Here is a 16,762-nt window from a genome sequence, read left to right on the forward strand (position 1 = left end):
ATGTTTTCATTCATCACTCTAAAAAGTAAACTAATGAGTGTAACTTATCATAACTCCATAAAAAGTAAACTATTAGGTTTACTTTTTATGGGGTAACATATAGTAACTAATAAGGGATAAAGATGAAGTTATCAGATAAGAAACGTCTAAATATTTTAGATGCTGCCGAGCAATTATTTTTTGAATATGGGGTAGAACACGCCACTATGGATCAAATAGCAAAAGCAGCACAAGCCTCTAAACGCACGGTATATAATCACTTTTCAACGAAAGAAGAGCTATTTCAAGCAATACTTACTCGCATGTTTGCACAGCTTGATGACGCACAAGAGCTACAATTTAACGACAACCAACCTATTAAGAGCCAATTGCGTGAAATTGCGCAACAAGAAGTCGAGTTACTGACTTCCGAACGCTTCCTGCGTATTGCCAAGATAACGTTTATGCAAATGTTGCAACAACCCTCTTTAGCGAAAAGCATCGCCAATAATGAATTCGGTTGTATGCGGTATTTGGGCACATTTTTACAGCAAGCTAACGCTGCACAAAGGCTGCAAATAGAGGACATCGATTTTGCTGCAAAGCAATTTGTTTACGCCTTAAAAGGATTTATTTTTTATCCTATTCTCTATGGATTTGAAACACATTCATCTTTAAATATCACAGATATTATCGAAAGAAACCTCGCGACTTTTTTAGCGCAATATCAATCTAACTGAGCTTCACGGTGCTCGCTGGCAATGTAAGACGGAAAATTGATCCCTTACCCACCTCAGGTGCAGAATAAGCAAGGCTACCGCCCAAGATATCTGCACTTTTTTTGACCATATATAACCCCAGTCCAGTACCGAATGATGCCTCAGGATGAAAACGCTCAAACATCGTAAACAATTTGTCTCGATATATTTCATCCACGCCAAGGCCGTTATCACGTACTTCGAGTATAAAATCACCATCGATCTTATACGTTGAAATCCTAACAAATGAGTTAGGCTTGCGTGTATCCTGATACTTAATAGCATTAGATATAAGGTTATCAATAATCTGCATAAATTTTTGCGGCTTAGTATTAATTGAACCAATGTAATCAAATCGGGTTTCAATATCCAAGCGACTATAATTCTGCATATAACTCAACGCTTCTAGCGCTTTGTAAACAACGACCGGTACATCTACAGGCAGGTTATCTTCTTCTTGTAACTTAATTTTGCTCACGTCCAGCACGCTCTCTACAAGATCACTCAGTTTAGTGATCCCTGCTTGCGTAATCCGCACCGTTTTCAAAGCATTAGGCAAATCACCGTCTTCGATATACTTAGCCGCCATTTCCATCACATATTCCATTGAGCTCAACGGAGAGCAAAGGTCATGTGTCAACCGATACGAGAACTCCTCCATTTCTTGATTCGCCAAGGACAATTCATCCGATGCTTTCTTTTGCGCAGTAATATCTTGAATTTGAGAAATAAAATACAGTGGCTGTTGATCATCATCACGTACTAATGACACGGTAAGTTTTGCCCAAATAAGCTGACCATTTTTATGGAAATAACGTTTGTCTAGATTGTAAGTTTGAATTTCACCGCCAAGCAACTGTTTTAATAGTGTTAAATCATCCTCTAAATCGTCCGGATGCGTGATAGTTTGAAAATCGAGTTTAACTAGCTCACTGGCGGTGTAACCCACAATATCGCATATGGCCTGATTGACCTTCAACCAAGTTCCATCAGGCGCGATTAAAGCCATGCCTATTCCAGAATGCTCCATCGCTAAGCGAAACATGTTTTTGTTTTCCAAATTCACTTTAGGAAACGAAGAGGGGTTCCACCTCAATTTATCGATTACTTTTTTAACCATTAAAAACCTACAATATGTGACTTGGATGCAGTGGTTTCTTTAAGTAAAAATAAGCGTTTGTGGTGATATATGCTAGTGATTTACGTCTTTAAAGCACAAAAAATAGACTAAAGTCTAAGTTACAAGCTGCTAAACAATGCATAAAAACAACTAAAAACAGGACTGAGGGATAGAATCTGATATGAATAAGGTAAGAGAAAAATTATCACCGCCCGAAGTTCAGGCGATGATATTGTAAAAAGGTGGAGCTGGTCGATAAGCCGGGTTCTGTCGTGGGCAACCATTCATCTAGGCCAGCAATCACTCACTGGCTCAAGCAACACACCCGATCTCAACGTGGGCCACGCCATACGAGATCCTATTTGGTCTTGCTCCGGGTGGAGTTTACCTTGCCACACACTGTTACCAGTGGTGCGGTGCGCTCTTACCGCACCCTTTCACCCTTACCGGCGCTTACGCGCTTAGGCGGTTTCCTCTCTGCTGCACTTGTCGTCGGCTTGCGCCGCCCAGGCGTTACCTGGCACCCTGCCCTATGGAGCCCGGACTTTCCTCCCCCTATTAACACACAACACTAGGTGCTATATCCAATAAGCGGCGATTGCCTGACCAACTCCGGAGCGGGATTCTACGCAGGTTAAGCCTGACTTACAATCTGCTTTGACGTTAGAAAGCCGACTAAAAGTCAACGCATATAAAAATGCCGCAAATAATGCGGCATTTTTTAGATTCAAAGCACAGTTGCGTTAGATACTGACACGCTTGTAAGGCCGATATTCTGCTTTCCAGAAATTTCCGTCGATTCTTTCACTGAGCATCTCATCGCTTACTTCTAATGCTAAACCTTGTTTCTGGGCAATCTTGCCAACATCAAATGCAATTTTCTTACTTAACTGGGCGATACCAGTCAAAGGCGGTAAAAGCGCTGTGCCTAGGCCGTTAGCCAAAGGTGAAGCATTCGCTAGCGCGGCACTGGTTGCCATCAACATTTCGTCGCTGATCAAGCTCGCTTTTGCCGCCAAGACGCCCAAGCCAATGCCAGGGAAGATATAACTGTTGTTACACTGAGCAATAGGATAGATTTTACCCTTGTATTCAACTGGATTAAATGGACTACCAGTAGCAATAATAACGTCACCGTCAGTCCATTCAATTACGTGCTCAGGACGGGCTTCAACCTGACGAGACGGATTGCTTAAAGGGAATATTATCGGCAAATCGCAATGACTTTTCATTTCTTTAACGACTTGCTCAGTGAATAAGCCTGCCTGACCTGAAACCCCAATAAGAATACTTGGCTTAACTTGGCTTACCGTTTCGAGCAGAGAAGGATATTGGCCCACTTTCTGCCAATTTACTTGGTTAATCAGCGGTTGGGCGAGTCGTAACTGGAAATCACGCAAGCCTTCCATATCATCAGTTACTAAACCAAAGCGGTCGACCATAAAGACCTGACCACGAGCTTGAGCGTCAGAAATCCCTTCGCTGGTCATCTGTTTGATAATTTGTTCTGCAATACCACAGCCAGCTGAACCTGCGCCAACAAATACGACTCGTTGGTCACTGAGCTTGGTGTTCTTGCTTTTACAAGCAGCTAATATCGTGCCCACCGTTACTGCAGCGGTACCTTGAATATCATCATTAAAACAGCAGACTTTGTCACGATACCGTTTAAGTAACGGCATTGCGTTGGGCTGAGCAAAGTCTTCAAACTGTAACATGACTTCAGGCCAACGTTTGAGCACGGCTTTGATAAACATATCAACAAACTCGTCATACTCAGCCTGCCCGATGCGTTTATGGCGAGCGCCCATATACATAGGATCGTTAAGTAATTTTTCGTTGTTGGTTCCCACATCAAGCATAACAGGCAACGTGTATGCTGGGCTAATACCGCCACACGCGGTATACAAAGACAACTTACCGATAGGGATCCCCATACCTCCTATGCCTTGGTCACCCAAACCGAGAATTCGCTCACCGTCTGTGACGACTATTACTTTCACTTTACGCTTCGTGGCGTTGCGAATAATGTCGTCCATTTGATGACGTTCTGAATAGGAAATAAATAAGCCGCGAGAACTCCGATAAATATCAGAAAACTGTTCACACGCATCACCTACCGTGGGGGTATAGATGATCGGCATCATTTCATCGATATGCTGCTGGATAAGCCGGTAGTATAACGTCTCATTGTTATCTTGAATCGCGCGTAAATATATATGCTTATTAATCGGTTCGTTGAAACTTGAATATTGCATGTAGGCACGTTCAACTTGCTCTTCGATACTCTCGTAACGCGGCGGTATTAAACCGGTAAGATTAAACGCTACACGTTCTTGGGCAGTAAATGCACTGCCTTTGTTGAGTAAGGGAGTTTCAAGCAAAGAAGGTCCTGAGTGAGGAATATATAACGCACTTTTAGGCGTTGAGCTACTCATAAAAAGTGTCCTGTTTGGCGCGAAAATAGGGTTTTCGCAGAAAATTTACAACCGATATATTAAAAATGCTGCGAAGTACAATCGACGACGATAATAAGCATCGAATCACTTAGCAGCATTTTTATTGAAAGCCCAGCATATCAAAAATTCAATCACATACAATGCTTTCCCAATGGTCTCTATAATGCCTTAAAAAATATCTTCAAGTGGTTTGCTTTGTTTACTATTTTCATCCGCTGGATCGACAAATTCACTGTCGCTAACATAACTCGTCGGCGCAGTCCCCGGCACAAAGTACTCGAACAGTGCAGTATGATCCGTACGTTGGGTTAACTTACCGCTGGCACGATCAATACGCGTTGTCACTAGGTTGTTAGGCATAGGGCGATTCTTTTCAGGTACGCCGTCTAAGGCTTTTTGCATAAAGCGTATCCAAGCAGGTTCAGCTGCCTTGGCACCATCTTCCCCGCCTATCATGGCGTTGCCGATGAAATTAAATTTTTTGGGATTCTTATTAACCAAGTTTTGATTACGCGATGCCCGACCTAAACTGCGTCCCATATTATCAAAGCCAACCCAAACGGTAGCCACTAAATCATTGGTAAAACCACTGAACCAAGTGTCTTTTGAATCATTGGTGGTACCTGTTTTACCCGCGATATCACCCCGTTGCAGCAAATTACTGGCTCGCCAACCGGTACCTTGCCAATAGGTTTTTTTATTCCAGTTACCATTGGTTTTGAGCGCTGTGCGCATCATCTCGGCAACCAGAAAGGCATTATCTTCATCAAGTACCCTGGGCGCAGAACGAACCGGATCAACGGTGTCAGCACTTGTACCCTTTTTAGGTAATTGTGCTGAGCCCAACTCAGCAGCTAACATGGCTTCTATATCCATATGTTCATCAGATATTGCATCGTGGTGCTCTTGCGCAGCCTCACATGGATCGCACGCCTGCAGGGGATTCGACTTCCACAACACTTTGCCGTAGTCATCTTCGATACGCTCCACAAAGTGTGGCTGAATCAAAAAGCCGCCATTAGCAATTACCGACATAGCCGTTGCTACTTCCAGCGGCGTATGTGAGCCAGAACCAAGGGAGACCGTCTCATCTCTAGGAATTTCAGTTATATCAAAACCAAAACGCGCTAAGTGTTTGGTAACTTTATCAATGCCTACAGCACGCACCAAGCGAACAGAAACGACGTTTTTCGATTTGCCTAAAGCAACCCGCAAACGTATGGGTCCATCATATTCAGGAGGGGAGTTTTCGGGACGCCAAGCATTACCTGTTCCCCTTTCCCACTGATTAATGGGCGCATCATTGATGATGCTCGCTAACGTAAATCCATTGGCTAATGCAGACGAATAAATGAAAGGCTTAATATTTGAGCCTACTTGACGTTTGGCTTGAGTCGCTCGGTTAAACTGACTTTGATAAAAACTATAACCGCCCACGATTGCTTGAGCCGCACCGTTATGGGGATTCAATGCAATAAAGGCGCTGCTGGCATCTGGATATTGAGTCAATTGCCAATGCTTATCATCTTCGCGCTGGCGAATTAAAATCAATGCCCCTTCGGATAGAATATCACTGGCCTTTTCAGGTTCATTCCCCTGACGCGTGTCAGTGATGTATTTCCGAGCCCAATCCAACCCATCCCAGTCGATTGTGCTAACCCGGCCTGAGCGAGTAAAAATACTAACATCGGTCTCATTCACTTTCATCACTATGGCCGGCTGCATCGATTCGAACGTTTGGTATCCATCAAGGAAAGTAAGCATGCGTTGCTCATCCCAAGGCTCAGTGGAAATAGCCGCTGTTACAACCGCGTCTTGGTCTTTTTCTACTGCTACAGGTAATCCGGCTGGGATCCACAACTGCTGCTCTGGGCCACGGTAACCGTGACGTTCATCGTAATCATGTAAATTACGCTGCAAAGCTTGCTGAGCGGCTAGTTGGGTATAAGAAGGCACAGTCGAGTATACTTGATAGCCACCAGTTTCAGCTTCTTCTTTACCGTATAACTCGACCATCTCATTCCATATTAAGTCTGCCAAATAAGGGGCTGAGAACTCAATTTCCGCACCGTGTTTAGTGGCCGTAATCGGCGCAGTAGAGGCTTCATCGAACTGCGCTCGGGTGATGTATTTCTCATCCAGCATTCGCAGTAATACCACTCGGCGGCGCACTTTAGAGCGTTCAGGACGGCTGATAGGATTAAGAATTGACGGTGCTTGCGGTAATCCGGCTATAGTAGCCATTTGCGCCAGCGTTAATTCATTGACTGTTTTACCATAATAAACTTGCGCGGCTGCACCAAAACCAAAGGCTCGGTGACCCAACTCGACCTTATTCAGGTACAACTCTAAAATTTCTTGCTTGGTAAGTAACTGTTCCATGTGCCAAGCAATAAAGATTTCTTTTATTTTACGAATATAGGTTTTATCCCGAGTAAGAAAGAAACCTCGTGCCAGTTGCATGGTTAAGGTGCTGCCCCCCTGACCTTTTTCCCCGGTGAGCACTAAATTCACCACGGCTCGCGCCATACCAATTGGATCCACGCCATGGTGTTGGTAAAAGCGGCTGTCTTCAGTGGCAAGCACAGCATGGATCAAATCTTCAGGAACGTCTTCAATTGTGAGTGGAATACGACGTTTAACCCCAAACTGTGAAATAAGCTTGCCGTCTTGGGTATACACACGCATAGGCGTTTGCAGACGCACATCCTTGAGCATATCCACACTGGGTAAGTCTGGTTTCATATAAAAATAAAGGGCAAAAGTCGTTATAACACCGACGACAAAAGCGAGGATAAGAATAAAAAATGCGGGCTTTAAAAACTTCACGAAAACAATATTACCAAGACAAGTTGCAATAAATGACTCATATTTTATACCTAAGTACCGTTATAAGAACCATAAATAATTAAAAGTTGAGCAATAATACTAACATCCCGCTTCGTATAATTGCATCGGAACCTTAAGTGTTTGATAAATTATTGGCTAAAAATACGCAACACCTCATTGGACTCGACATAGGCACCCGTTATGTTAAGGCCATTTTATTCGAACAAAACAAACAACACATTACGTTGCTCGCTATTGCGTGCGAGTCTATTAACGGCAACGCTTTTGCAGAGCGTGAAATCAAAGATTACGAAGCCCTGAGCCAAGCACTTAAGAAAATTAAACTCAACTTAAAAGGTAAAGCTAAGCAAGTGGCAATCGCTGTCTCTGGACAGGCGGTGATCAACAAGTTAGCGTACATGGATGATGACTTAACTGATATTGAACTTGAAAGCCAAATCGAGCTTGAGGCAGACAGCTTAATTCCCTACCCATTAGAAGAAATATATTTAGATTTTGAACGCTTAGGCCCAAGCGCTAGTTACCCAAATAAAGTTGAAGTGTTACTCAGCGCTGTGCACAAAGACATGATCGACTCGCGCTTAACGTTATTAAACGAAGTTGGATTTGAAACAAAAATTGCCGATGTTGAGGTTTATGCACTCGCCAACGCCTTAATACAATTTGCTGCGACCAGTGAATCTACTAATGATAATTCCGATGATCTAGCTGATAAAATGGTGCAATGCTGTATTAATATTGGGGCCTCGCAACTGCAGTTTTGTGCAGTATATGATGGCCAAGTGCTTTACACCAAAGAACATAATTTTGGGCTTGATATGTTAACCCAAGATAGTTGTTCAAATTTTAATCTGTCACGCATTCAGTACGAGCAACAACTAACAACCAATAGCTTGCCTGAGAGTTGGCCTCGTGACTGCTACATGCTTTTTCAGGCCAATTTACAGCAGCACATTACCCGTGCCCTTCAAATGTATGTAAGCTCAACCCATCAGCCATCTCCGCAGCACCTACTAATTTGTGGCGCTATTAGCCCTTTTAAAAATTTAGCCAACGAATTAACCCAAGAACTCGGCATTGACGTACAAATTTTCAACCCATTACTTGGCATGCAAAGCGACAAGAAGAGCGCTGAATTAATTGCATCCCAAGGGGCAAATTTTGCCATTGCCGCTGGGTTAGCATTAAGGGGCTTTTCACCTTGCCACATATAAACCTGCTGCCATGGCGAGAAGCACAGCGCCAACAACAGAAAAAGAATTATCTAACGCTGTTGGTTGGCATCGGTGTATCTATGGTCTTGCTAATGTTTGCTTTAAGCAAAGGAATGGATCAATTAATTGCCACTCAAGAAAAGCGTAATCAATTTTTAACCCAAGCATTAAATGAAATTGATATACAAATTGGCAAAATTAAAGATATCAAACAAAGTAAGCAAGCTATTGAACAACGCATGACGCTTATCGAGCAGCTTGAAGTAAGCCGCAACGCTGCTCCTATCGTTTTGGACGAACTAGCTCGCGTAGTACCTCCTGGAATTTCTTTTAATCGCTTCGCTCGAACAAGCAATCGAGTAGAAGTGGATGGTGTTAGCGATTCAAATAACAGGCTAGCTAACTTTATGCGCAATCTAGCCAACTCAGAGGTATTTAATGACGGTGAACTTTCTTCTATTGTCGCCGATACAACTGCTGCTGACGCTGTGAGTGAATTTAAACTCAAATTCAATATTAGTTCTAACGTTGCACCTGATTTTAGTGAAATTCAGGAGCAACCAAATTAAATGAAATTTGATTTCAGTAAACTCAAAGAGCTCAACGAATTAGACTTCGAACAGTTAGCGACTTGGCCTTTTGAAGTCAAAACGGTGGTAGCTCTATTTGTCGCGATCATCACGCTTATTGGTGGTTATTACACACTAGTGAAAGACAAATTACCTCTGCTTGAAAAAGCCCAGTTGCAAGAATTAGATTTAAAGCGAAATTATCAAGGTAAATACAATATTGCCGTTAATTTACCCGCCTATGAAGAGCAATTAGCTCGCTTAAAAAAAGACTTCTCGTCAATGCTAAAGTCATTACCTACTAGCAACGAAACCCCTGGTTTATTAGATGACATCACCTTTGTCGGTACCTCCGCAGGCCTTACCTTTAAATTATTGAATTGGCAGCAAGAAATACCGAAAGAATTTTATACCGAGCTGCCTATTCAAATTGAAGTGACAGGTAATTACCATGCGTTTGGCAAGTTCGTATCAGATATTGCTGCTTTACCGCGTATTGTAACAGTGCATGATTTCGAGGTAAGCCAAGAACGGGCAAATTTGAAACTTAAATTAGCCGCCAAAACCTACCGAGCAGAATTTACCGATTCAGGTCAAGATAAATGAAAGTACTCATTTTATTGTGCTTAATATGGTTGCTCGGTGCTTGTTCCGAGCAACAACAAGATTTAGACGCTTACATTTCTGATGTAAAACACAATACCTCAATTAGTATTGAGCTCTACCCTGAGTTTACCACTTCGCCTGCATTTACTTATGCAGCTAACGAATTACGTAGCCCATTTAAGCGATTAAAAAATGCGCCTCAGATCGAGACTGCATCTATTACCACAAGCTGTCCTCAACCAAATGCAGCTCACGTAAAACAGCCTTTAGAGCATCATGGAATAGATGCTATGGCTTTTATCGGCACCATTAAAAAGAATAATCAAAACTGGGCGCTCATCCAAACGAATGACGGCAATTTGTATCGCGCTACAACGGGCGACTATTTAGGGCTTTTTTATGGTCGCATTAACGCGATAAAAGACGGACGAATCACCTACACTGAAATGTTGCCCGACGGCACTGGCTGCTGGCAAAAAAAGCAAGCAACATTGACCATGCAAGCCAATCTAGGAGAGAACAATGGCTAGTCGCCACTCAGAATTATTACCTAAGGTGCTCAGAGGCTTTTTTGCATTGCTGTGCATGACTTGGCATATTCACAGCATAGCGCAATCAGATGACGTGTTGATAGATCCTGTCTCTGCAGTTGACGAACTCACCAATAATCAATTGGTAGATATTCAATTCACCCGAACCCCGCAAGGGTATGGCATTGCAACGTTGACCTTTGATAACAACCGTATTAATCCGCAGTTAATTGCCTCAAAACAACGATTAACGGTCACTCTACCAAATATTAAGCTCGCTAAAGATCAGCTATTTACCTTGAACGTCGCAGAATTTTCCACGCCCATAAAAGAGATTGAGACATTTTTTATAAAAGGCGCCAGTGTTTTAGAATTCAATTTAATTGAAGATGTGGTGTTTGAGCACAGCAAAAATAAAAATCAATTAATCTTAACAATTAAGCCTCAGTCATCAGTACAAGCAAAAAATGCCACCGTATACGACGGTGAGCCAATTTCACTAGATTTTCAAGATGTGCCCGTGCGTAATGTTCTGCAAATTATTGCTCAGGTAAATAACTTCAATTTAGTCACCACTGATACCGTTCGTGGCAATGTAACCGTGAGTTTAAGCGGCGTTCCCTGGGACCAAGCCTTAGACATGATCTTAAAAATTCGTGGATTAGATAAACGCTTAGAGGGCAATATATTATTGATTGCTCCATCAGAAGAACTCGCGTCCCGAGAAACCCAGCAGTTACAAAATCGCCAGCAGGTGGCACAGCTTGCGCCTCTTATCTCGGCAAACTTACAAATCAATTATGCTAAAGCCAAGGAAATAGCCAATATATTGAAAAATACTGATAGCAGTATTTTAAGCGTTAGGGGCAGTGTTGCAGTGGATGAACGCACCAATACGGTATTGCTTCGCGATACCCAAACTTCTATCGATGAGGCCCGATTGCTGATTGGCGACTTAGATATTCCAGTGAAACAAGTTTTAATCGAATCTCGTATGGTCACTGTACGTGACAATGTAGATGAGCAATTAGGCGTGCGCTGGGGCTTTAGCAATAAATCTGGCGACAGCGCCACATCCGGCTCATTAGAAGGCGCTGACACACTAAGCAGTGGATTGGTCCCAGCTCTTAATAACAGATTGAATGTAAACCTACCGGTCACCAACCCAGCGGGGCGCATAGGTATACAGGTAGCCCGATTAGTTGACGGCACAATTCTGGATCTAGAACTTTCTGCGCTTGAATCTGAAAACAAAGGCGAAGTGATTGCCAGCCCGCGAATTACCGTGGCAAATCAGCGCGAAGCCTACATCGAACAAGGCACTGAAATTCCATACGTGCAATCTACATCCAGCGGTGCAACATCCGTTGAATTCAAAAAAGCCGTATTGAGTTTAAAAGTTACGCCTCATATCACCCCTGACAATAGAATAATTTTAGACTTGGTAGTCACTCAAGACACACGAGGCGATACAGTCAATACATCAACGGGTTTAGCCGTCGCAATTGATACCCAAGAAATCAGTACCCAGGTACTGGTAAATAATGGTGAAACTATCGTGCTGGGAGGGATTTTTCAGCAGACCAGTACTGAAAATGTGAACAAAGTTCCGCTCCTTGGAGACATCCCTGTACTAGGTCACCTGTTTAAAAACTCCCAAACGGTCAATGAGAAGCGAGAATTATTGATTTTTGTCACGCCTAAAATATTGCTTGATAACCTAGTTGAACAGTAGCAAAACGCACGGTATATAAGACATACAGGCCATTTAACTACGCCTCAAAAATTCAATAGTTTTAGCCCCCCTTACATTTAAATTTCACCTAGACTTAACAAAGCTTGCAAATTTCAGGGTAAAGCTGAGATAATCCCGCCCTCGAAATTTCAACGAGGTCAGGTTAATCCATTGAAGGGTAGCCGCGATAATAGATTTCTACCCCCGAAATAAACAGAATTGTGAACTAAGCAAAAATGGCTGAAAAACGTAATATTTTTTTAATAGGTCCAATGGGTGCTGGTAAAAGCACGATTGGAAGACACCTCGCAGACGAACTTCATTTAGAATTTTATGATTCAGATCAAGAGATTGAAAAGCGCACTGGCGCAGATATCGCTTGGATCTTTGATTTAGAGGGTGAAGAAGGTTTTCGCGCTCGTGAAGAAACCGTCATAAATGATTTAACCGACAAACAAGGTATTGTTTTGGCAACAGGCGGTGGTTCTGTGGTCAGCAAAGCCGTTCGCAATCGCTTATCAGCGAGAGGCATAGTCGTTTACTTACAAACGACTATCGACAAACAAGTCGCTCGTACGCAACGTGACAAACGTCGTCCATTGTTACAAAAAGACGATCCTGAAACCGTTTTGCGTAGATTAGCAGAAGAACGTAACCCAATGTATGAAGATGCTGCTGACTACATTGTTGATACTGATGAGCAAAGCGCCCGCGCAGTTGCTAATCAAATCATTGAGAAAATCAATCAGTAATAGCTAAAATATCATCTCGAAAGGGCTGCGCTTATGACAACATTAACAGTGAAGTTGGGTGAGCGTAGCTACCCCATTTTTATCCAGCCGAGTTTGCTAACCCAAGTGAATAAACTCGCAGATTACATCAAAACGAACAAAGCGGTATTGGTCACCAACACAGTAGTTGATCCACTTTATAGTCAAACTATTATCGATAGTTTGCCTGATATTGAAATTCAGAAAATTGTTATCGCTGATGGCGAGCAATATAAGAATCTAGCTAGTTTTGAGCATGTAATCACGCAACTATTGAGCATGTCTGCGGCCCGTGACACGACCTTAATTGCCCTTGGCGGCGGTGTTATTGGTGATTTGACCGGTTTTGTTGCTGCTAGTTTTCAACGTGGTATGCCGTTTATTCAAATACCCACCACCTTACTGTCTCAAGTAGACTCATCTGTTGGGGGTAAAACCGCCGTTAACCATCCTTTGGGCAAGAACATGATTGGTGCGTTTTATCAGCCCAAAGCCGTGTTTATTGACACCACTACATTACAAACTCTGCCGTCGAAAGAGTTTTCAGCTGGGATGGCTGAAGTGATTAAGTACGGCATAATTTATGATAAAGCATTCTTTGAATGGTTAGAGAAAAATACCGCACAACTGATTAGCCAAGACGTTGATGCCCTGCAGTACGCCATTGCACGCTGCTGTGAAATCAAAGCTGAAATTGTCGCTATTGATGAGCGAGAATCGGGCCTTCGAGCCTTACTAAACCTTGGCCATACCTTTGGTCACGCTATCGAAGCAGAGCAAGGCTACGGTAATTGGTTACATGGTGAAGCCGTATCAGCGGGCATGGTACTCGCCGCTCAAGCAGGTCAAATGAAAGGCTGGATGAGCGACAAAGAAGTACAACGCATAGTTGCTTTATTGGAAGCCTTTGCTTTGCCTATTGCCCCCCCTGCTGAAATGAATTATCAGACATTTATGCAACATATGGTACATGACAAAAAAGTTCAGGCTGGCAAACTAAACTATATTTTGCCTACCACCATTGGCGAAGCAGTCGTCACCTCTGACTTGGACGAAACCCTGTTATCGGCCTTGTTGAATTAGGCACTGATTAACCATTTTTGAGTAAACATCTTTGCAAAGCGAACTGCACAAACGTCTTAATCATCTGATTCAGTATTCTTCTGGGCTCATTTTTGTTAAGTCTGAGCCCGAATTCAGCGTATCTAGTTGCGTAGATGCGTTGTTGTCTGAACAAAATGAAAATGATGAAGTGGCCGTACTAACCGCTAAGCCAAGTATGATGCTAGATGATTTTCGTCAGCAATTAACCCAGCAACTATCAAGTAAGTTAACGCCTAAGTCTGGCAACCTCCCCCTCGCTAAACTATTAGCGCCCAGCGTAAGCCAACATGGGGCTAGTCAACCCCAAGCCCTACTGATTTGTATATCAAAAGGCGAGCACCTCTCAACAAGCATGCTAGGTGATCTACAGCAGTTAATTCTGGCCCTGCATGAGGGCAGTGAGCGACAAGTAAACGTACTTGTTTTCGCCCAGAGTCATTGGATTAACCAGACCTATCAGGCTTTACGCAGCGATTCCAATAACAATGTCATAGTAGTTGATTCTGGTGCCACGGTTGAACCCACAACGAATGTATCAGGCAGTGAATTAGAACAGTTAATTGCCAACAAACGACAGGCGTTTGCTCAACGAATCGAACAACGTAATCAGGTGACTCCGTCTGAATCCCCCAGTGTTATGAAGCGCCCTTGGTTTTTTCCTATTATCGGGTTGTTATTTTTAAGCCTATTCGCCGGAATATTGCTTTCTCAATATCCGGAGTTACTAAGCTCATCAACAGATAGCGATAAAAACACGGTTGGAAATAGCTCAAAGACATCTATCAATGACGCGGATGATTCAGTACCGCCCGATACTAGCCAGAAAGACGAAATACAGACCTTAGCAACAAGTACAGAAAAACCGAATGATGAAACTTCATCACTAAATGAGCTGTCCCAGAACGCTAACGCTACTGACAACGTTTTATTAGGTGAAAAAAGCCCATTAGCAAAAGAACAAGTAGACTCTTCATCCATCGCCGGAAAAGCAGATAAAAAGCCACAAGATGCCATCCAATCCCAAGGTGATGCACTGGTTACAACTTGGCAAAATGAAAGTAACCGTATAGATGCGGCCAAACAAAAACACAACACCCAGATAGAAACAGGCGGCACAGCACAAACTAATGTTGCTCCAGCAAACAGTAACGTGCAAATAGGAGTGGCGCAAAAACCCGTTGCCGCTGATGTTACCTCCAGCAATGAAGAGCCTGCCATAAAGCTTGCTAACCCCTTAAGTTCACCTGCAGCTTACCCCTTCGATGAGGCGACCATATTGGCCCTGCCCAATGAAGGATATGTATTGCAGATTATTGGTTTTAGTGTCCGAGATGCGATACAAAAGTACATACAAAACAACGATATTCAACAGCATGTATGGGTATATCAGACCCAGCGTTATAACAAAGATTGGTATGTTTTGTTGTATAACAAACATTACTCTTCACTGCCTGCGGCTTTACGAGCGGTCACGTCGTTACCAAAAGGCATGCGTGAGGCAACACCGTTCCCTAAAGCGTTACAAAAAGTGCATCAGGAAATTAATTCTGCCAATTAAACCCATATGCCAATTGTTGTTTTTGCCTTGGCTCGTTACAATCCCTACTTTGCACCTTCTTACCCGAAAGCAGAGCCTGACAAGAATCTTCAATGACGAATAAGAAAAATAGAGCCTTTTTGAAATGGGCAGGCGGGAAATATCGGCTGGTCGAGCAGATAAACCAACATTTACCTTCAGCGAAAAAATTAGTCGAACCTTTTGTAGGTGCAGGCTCTGTATTTCTGAACACGGATTTTTCCAGTTATCTTTTAAGCGACATTAACCCCGATTTAATTAACCTCTACAAGATATTGCAGCAACAGCCCGAGCGCTACATAGAAGACGCCCAGGCACTCTTTACCGCGCAAAACAACGATTCAGACGCCTACTATGCGATGCGTGCGTTATTTAACGCCAGCGAAGATATATATGAGCGCGCGGTACTGTTCCTGTACTTAAATCGCTTCGGCTACAATGGCTTGTGCAGATATAACTTATCGGGCAAGTTCAATGTGCCTTTTGGCAAATACAAAGCCCCTTATTTCCCAAAAGATGAATTGTACTTTTTTGCCGAAAAATCCAAAAAAGCTCAATTTGTCTGTGAATCTTATGAAAAAACGTTTAGCCGCGCCCGCGCGGGTAGCGTGATCTACTGCGACCCGCCTTATGCACCGATCAGTAAAACCGCTAATTTTGCCAGCTATGCGAAAGGGGGCTTTTCTATGGCGCATCAAAGTAGTTTAGCGCTGATAGCAGCAAAAACGGCTTTCGAGCGAGATATTCCAGTGTTGATCAGTAATCACGACACGGCAGATACCCGAAGGTTATATGCATTAGCGCAGCTGTCAGAACTACAGGTTAGTCGCTTCATTAGCCAGAAAGGCAATGGTAGGAAAAAAGTCAGCGAGTTATTGGCTCTCTATGTTAAGCCCAATTTAGAACGCTAACCTTAGTGCTGATTAATTGATTTAACGTTCAAAAAACCGTGAAACCGTGTCAATCAGGTATGATTACAGAAACAATTAATATTAATGACACGATTAATATTATAAAGAAAATGACGCCGACAACAACAAATGGTATGAATGACTGTTGTTTAAAATCTCGTTCGCGGTTAGCACTACTTTGCACACCAAAAACACTGGCGGCCACACTTTTAACTACATCCCATAGCCCGCTTTTTGTATTGTCCATAATGATTACGCTCGTGGTTGAAGATCGTCCGATTCATCAGCATAACGCGAAAGTAGCTCAAGTAAATCAATAAAATGCATTTGATAGGAGGTTGAGTTTCCTCTGACCCAACCAGACCAGCTAATAACATCTGCTTGTTGTTTGGCACAGCGGTTAATAGGGTGACTCATAGGCAAACCATGATCAAATGCCATCGCTTGAGGACAACTACAGAATAATGTCTCGTTACTCACAGACGTTTTGCCCACGGCCAACATCGCCACTAAAGCGAAAGCACCGAAGCCAATTAGTCGTTTAAAATGAGTACTCATAATTGCTCCTTGTTGAAATATCT

General features: G+C 42.9%; 15 protein-coding genes and 1 other RNA gene. 10 read left to right on the top strand and 6 right to left on the bottom strand.

Annotated elements, in window-relative coordinates:
* The first annotated feature begins 122 nt into the window (after window positions 1–122).
* Window positions 123–719, top strand: coding sequence for a TetR/AcrR family transcriptional regulator (locus GQR89_RS17585; RefSeq protein ID WP_158771251.1), 597 nt, complete (start codon window positions 123–125; stop codon window positions 717–719).
* On the opposite strand, the gene GQR89_RS17590 is transcribed toward GQR89_RS17585, so the two are convergent.
* From GQR89_RS17590 to GQR89_RS17605, 4 genes are all read right to left on the bottom strand, one after another.
* Window positions 712–1,857, bottom strand: a complete 1,146-nt coding sequence (locus tag GQR89_RS17590) for a PAS domain S-box protein (protein ID WP_158771252.1) — start codon at window positions 1,855–1,857, stop codon at window positions 712–714. The two genes, GQR89_RS17585 and GQR89_RS17590, sit on opposite strands and share 8 nt — an antisense overlap.
* Before the next feature lie 240 nt (window positions 1,858–2,097).
* Window positions 2,098–2,471: RNase P RNA component class A (gene rnpB / locus GQR89_RS17595), an RNA gene on the bottom strand.
* Between the two features lie 129 nt (window positions 2,472–2,600).
* Window positions 2,601–4,295 (bottom strand): NAD-dependent malic enzyme, encoded by a 1,695-nt coding sequence (locus tag GQR89_RS17600; RefSeq protein WP_158771253.1) that lies wholly within the window; start codon window positions 4,293–4,295, stop codon window positions 2,601–2,603.
* A gap of 189 nt (window positions 4,296–4,484) precedes the next feature.
* On the bottom strand, window positions 4,485–7,145 hold the full coding sequence (locus GQR89_RS17605; protein ID WP_158771254.1) for a penicillin-binding protein 1A: 2,661 nt from the start codon (window positions 7,143–7,145) through the stop codon (window positions 4,485–4,487).
* Window positions 7,146–7,282: 137 nt separating this feature from the next.
* On the opposite strand from GQR89_RS17605, the gene pilM reads away from it, so the two are divergent.
* The 9 genes from pilM (at window position 7,283) to GQR89_RS17650 (ending at window position 16,181) form a co-directional block, all read left to right on the top strand.
* Window positions 7,283–8,380 carry a type IV pilus biogenesis protein PilM gene (gene pilM, locus GQR89_RS17610; protein WP_158771255.1) on the top strand — a complete coding sequence of 366 codons (1,098 nt, stop codon included), beginning with the start codon at window positions 7,283–7,285 and terminating at the stop codon, window positions 8,378–8,380.
* Window positions 8,368–8,949 carry a PilN domain-containing protein gene (locus tag GQR89_RS17615; protein ID WP_158771256.1) on the top strand — a complete coding sequence of 194 codons (582 nt, stop codon included), beginning with the start codon at window positions 8,368–8,370 and terminating at the stop codon, window positions 8,947–8,949. The genes pilM and GQR89_RS17615 overlap by 13 nt, the downstream gene beginning before the upstream one ends.
* The gene (locus GQR89_RS17620; RefSeq protein WP_158771257.1) at window positions 8,950–9,555 is read left to right on the top strand and encodes a type 4a pilus biogenesis protein PilO; all 606 of its coding nucleotides are present in this window, start codon (window positions 8,950–8,952) and stop codon (window positions 9,553–9,555) included. It begins immediately after the preceding gene.
* The gene (locus tag GQR89_RS17625) at window positions 9,552–10,085 is read left to right on the top strand and encodes a pilus assembly protein PilP (RefSeq protein WP_158771258.1); all 534 of its coding nucleotides are present in this window, start codon (window positions 9,552–9,554) and stop codon (window positions 10,083–10,085) included. Before GQR89_RS17620 ends, GQR89_RS17625 begins: the two co-directional genes overlap by 4 nt.
* Window positions 10,078–11,820 (top strand): type IV pilus secretin PilQ, encoded by a 1,743-nt coding sequence (locus tag GQR89_RS17630; RefSeq protein WP_158771259.1) that lies wholly within the window; start codon window positions 10,078–10,080, stop codon window positions 11,818–11,820. The genes GQR89_RS17625 and GQR89_RS17630 overlap by 8 nt, the downstream gene beginning before the upstream one ends.
* Window positions 11,821–12,056: 236 nt before the next feature.
* Window positions 12,057–12,572, top strand: coding sequence for a shikimate kinase AroK (aroK, locus tag GQR89_RS17635; RefSeq protein ID WP_006990745.1), 516 nt, complete (start codon window positions 12,057–12,059; stop codon window positions 12,570–12,572).
* Between the two features lie 33 nt (window positions 12,573–12,605).
* The gene (gene aroB, locus GQR89_RS17640) at window positions 12,606–13,673 is read left to right on the top strand and encodes a 3-dehydroquinate synthase (RefSeq protein ID WP_158771260.1); all 1,068 of its coding nucleotides are present in this window, start codon (window positions 12,606–12,608) and stop codon (window positions 13,671–13,673) included.
* Between the two features lie 31 nt (window positions 13,674–13,704).
* Window positions 13,705–15,252 carry an SPOR domain-containing protein gene (locus GQR89_RS17645; protein WP_158771261.1) on the top strand — a complete coding sequence of 516 codons (1,548 nt, stop codon included), beginning with the start codon at window positions 13,705–13,707 and terminating at the stop codon, window positions 15,250–15,252.
* 92 nt (window positions 15,253–15,344) lie between these two features.
* A complete protein-coding gene (locus GQR89_RS17650; RefSeq protein WP_158771262.1) occupies window positions 15,345–16,181 on the top strand; it encodes a Dam family site-specific DNA-(adenine-N6)-methyltransferase in 837 nt (278 codons plus the stop codon).
* Window positions 16,182–16,230: 49 nt separating this feature from the next.
* Here GQR89_RS17650 and GQR89_RS17655 read toward each other — a convergent pair whose 3' ends face one another.
* Both GQR89_RS17655 and GQR89_RS17660 read right to left on the bottom strand, forming a co-directional pair.
* Window positions 16,231–16,428 carry a DUF2970 domain-containing protein gene (locus tag GQR89_RS17655; protein WP_158771263.1) on the bottom strand — a complete coding sequence of 66 codons (198 nt, stop codon included), beginning with the start codon at window positions 16,426–16,428 and terminating at the stop codon, window positions 16,231–16,233.
* 5 nt (window positions 16,429–16,433) lie between these two features.
* Window positions 16,434–16,739: a hypothetical protein gene (locus tag GQR89_RS17660; protein ID WP_158771264.1), complete on the bottom strand. Its 306-nt coding sequence runs from the start codon at window positions 16,737–16,739 to the stop codon at window positions 16,434–16,436.
* Window positions 16,740–16,762: the final 23 nt, after the last annotated feature.

Origin of the sequence: Paraglaciecola sp. L1A13, from assembly GCF_009796745.1 — a bacterium.
Classification (GTDB): Bacteria; Pseudomonadota; Gammaproteobacteria; order Enterobacterales; family Alteromonadaceae; genus Paraglaciecola.

What these genes read in the sequence shown, in the direction of transcription:
- GQR89_RS17620 (WP_158771257.1), top strand. Translation starts at nt 8,950, where the DNA reads ATGAAATTTGATTTCAGTAAACTCAAAGAGCTCAACGAATTAGACTTC.
- GQR89_RS17655 (WP_158771263.1), bottom strand. Translation starts at nt 16,428, where the DNA reads ATGGACAATACAAAAAGCGGGCTATGGGATGTAGTTAAAAGTGTGGCC.
- GQR89_RS17585 (WP_158771251.1), top strand. Translation starts at nt 123, where the DNA reads ATGAAGTTATCAGATAAGAAACGTCTAAATATTTTAGATGCTGCCGAG.
- GQR89_RS17590 (WP_158771252.1), bottom strand. Translation starts at nt 1,857, where the DNA reads ATGGTTAAAAAAGTAATCGATAAATTGAGGTGGAACCCCTCTTCGTTT.
- aroK (WP_006990745.1), top strand. Translation starts at nt 12,057, where the DNA reads ATGGCTGAAAAACGTAATATTTTTTTAATAGGTCCAATGGGTGCTGGT.
- GQR89_RS17630 (WP_158771259.1), top strand. Translation starts at nt 10,078, where the DNA reads ATGGCTAGTCGCCACTCAGAATTATTACCTAAGGTGCTCAGAGGCTTT.
- GQR89_RS17650 (WP_158771262.1), top strand. Translation starts at nt 15,345, where the DNA reads ATGACGAATAAGAAAAATAGAGCCTTTTTGAAATGGGCAGGCGGGAAA.
- GQR89_RS17625 (WP_158771258.1), top strand. Translation starts at nt 9,552, where the DNA reads ATGAAAGTACTCATTTTATTGTGCTTAATATGGTTGCTCGGTGCTTGT.
- GQR89_RS17660 (WP_158771264.1), bottom strand. Translation starts at nt 16,739, where the DNA reads ATGAGTACTCATTTTAAACGACTAATTGGCTTCGGTGCTTTCGCTTTA.
- aroB (WP_158771260.1), top strand. Translation starts at nt 12,606, where the DNA reads ATGACAACATTAACAGTGAAGTTGGGTGAGCGTAGCTACCCCATTTTT.
- GQR89_RS17600 (WP_158771253.1), bottom strand. Translation starts at nt 4,295, where the DNA reads ATGAGTAGCTCAACGCCTAAAAGTGCGTTATATATTCCTCACTCAGGA.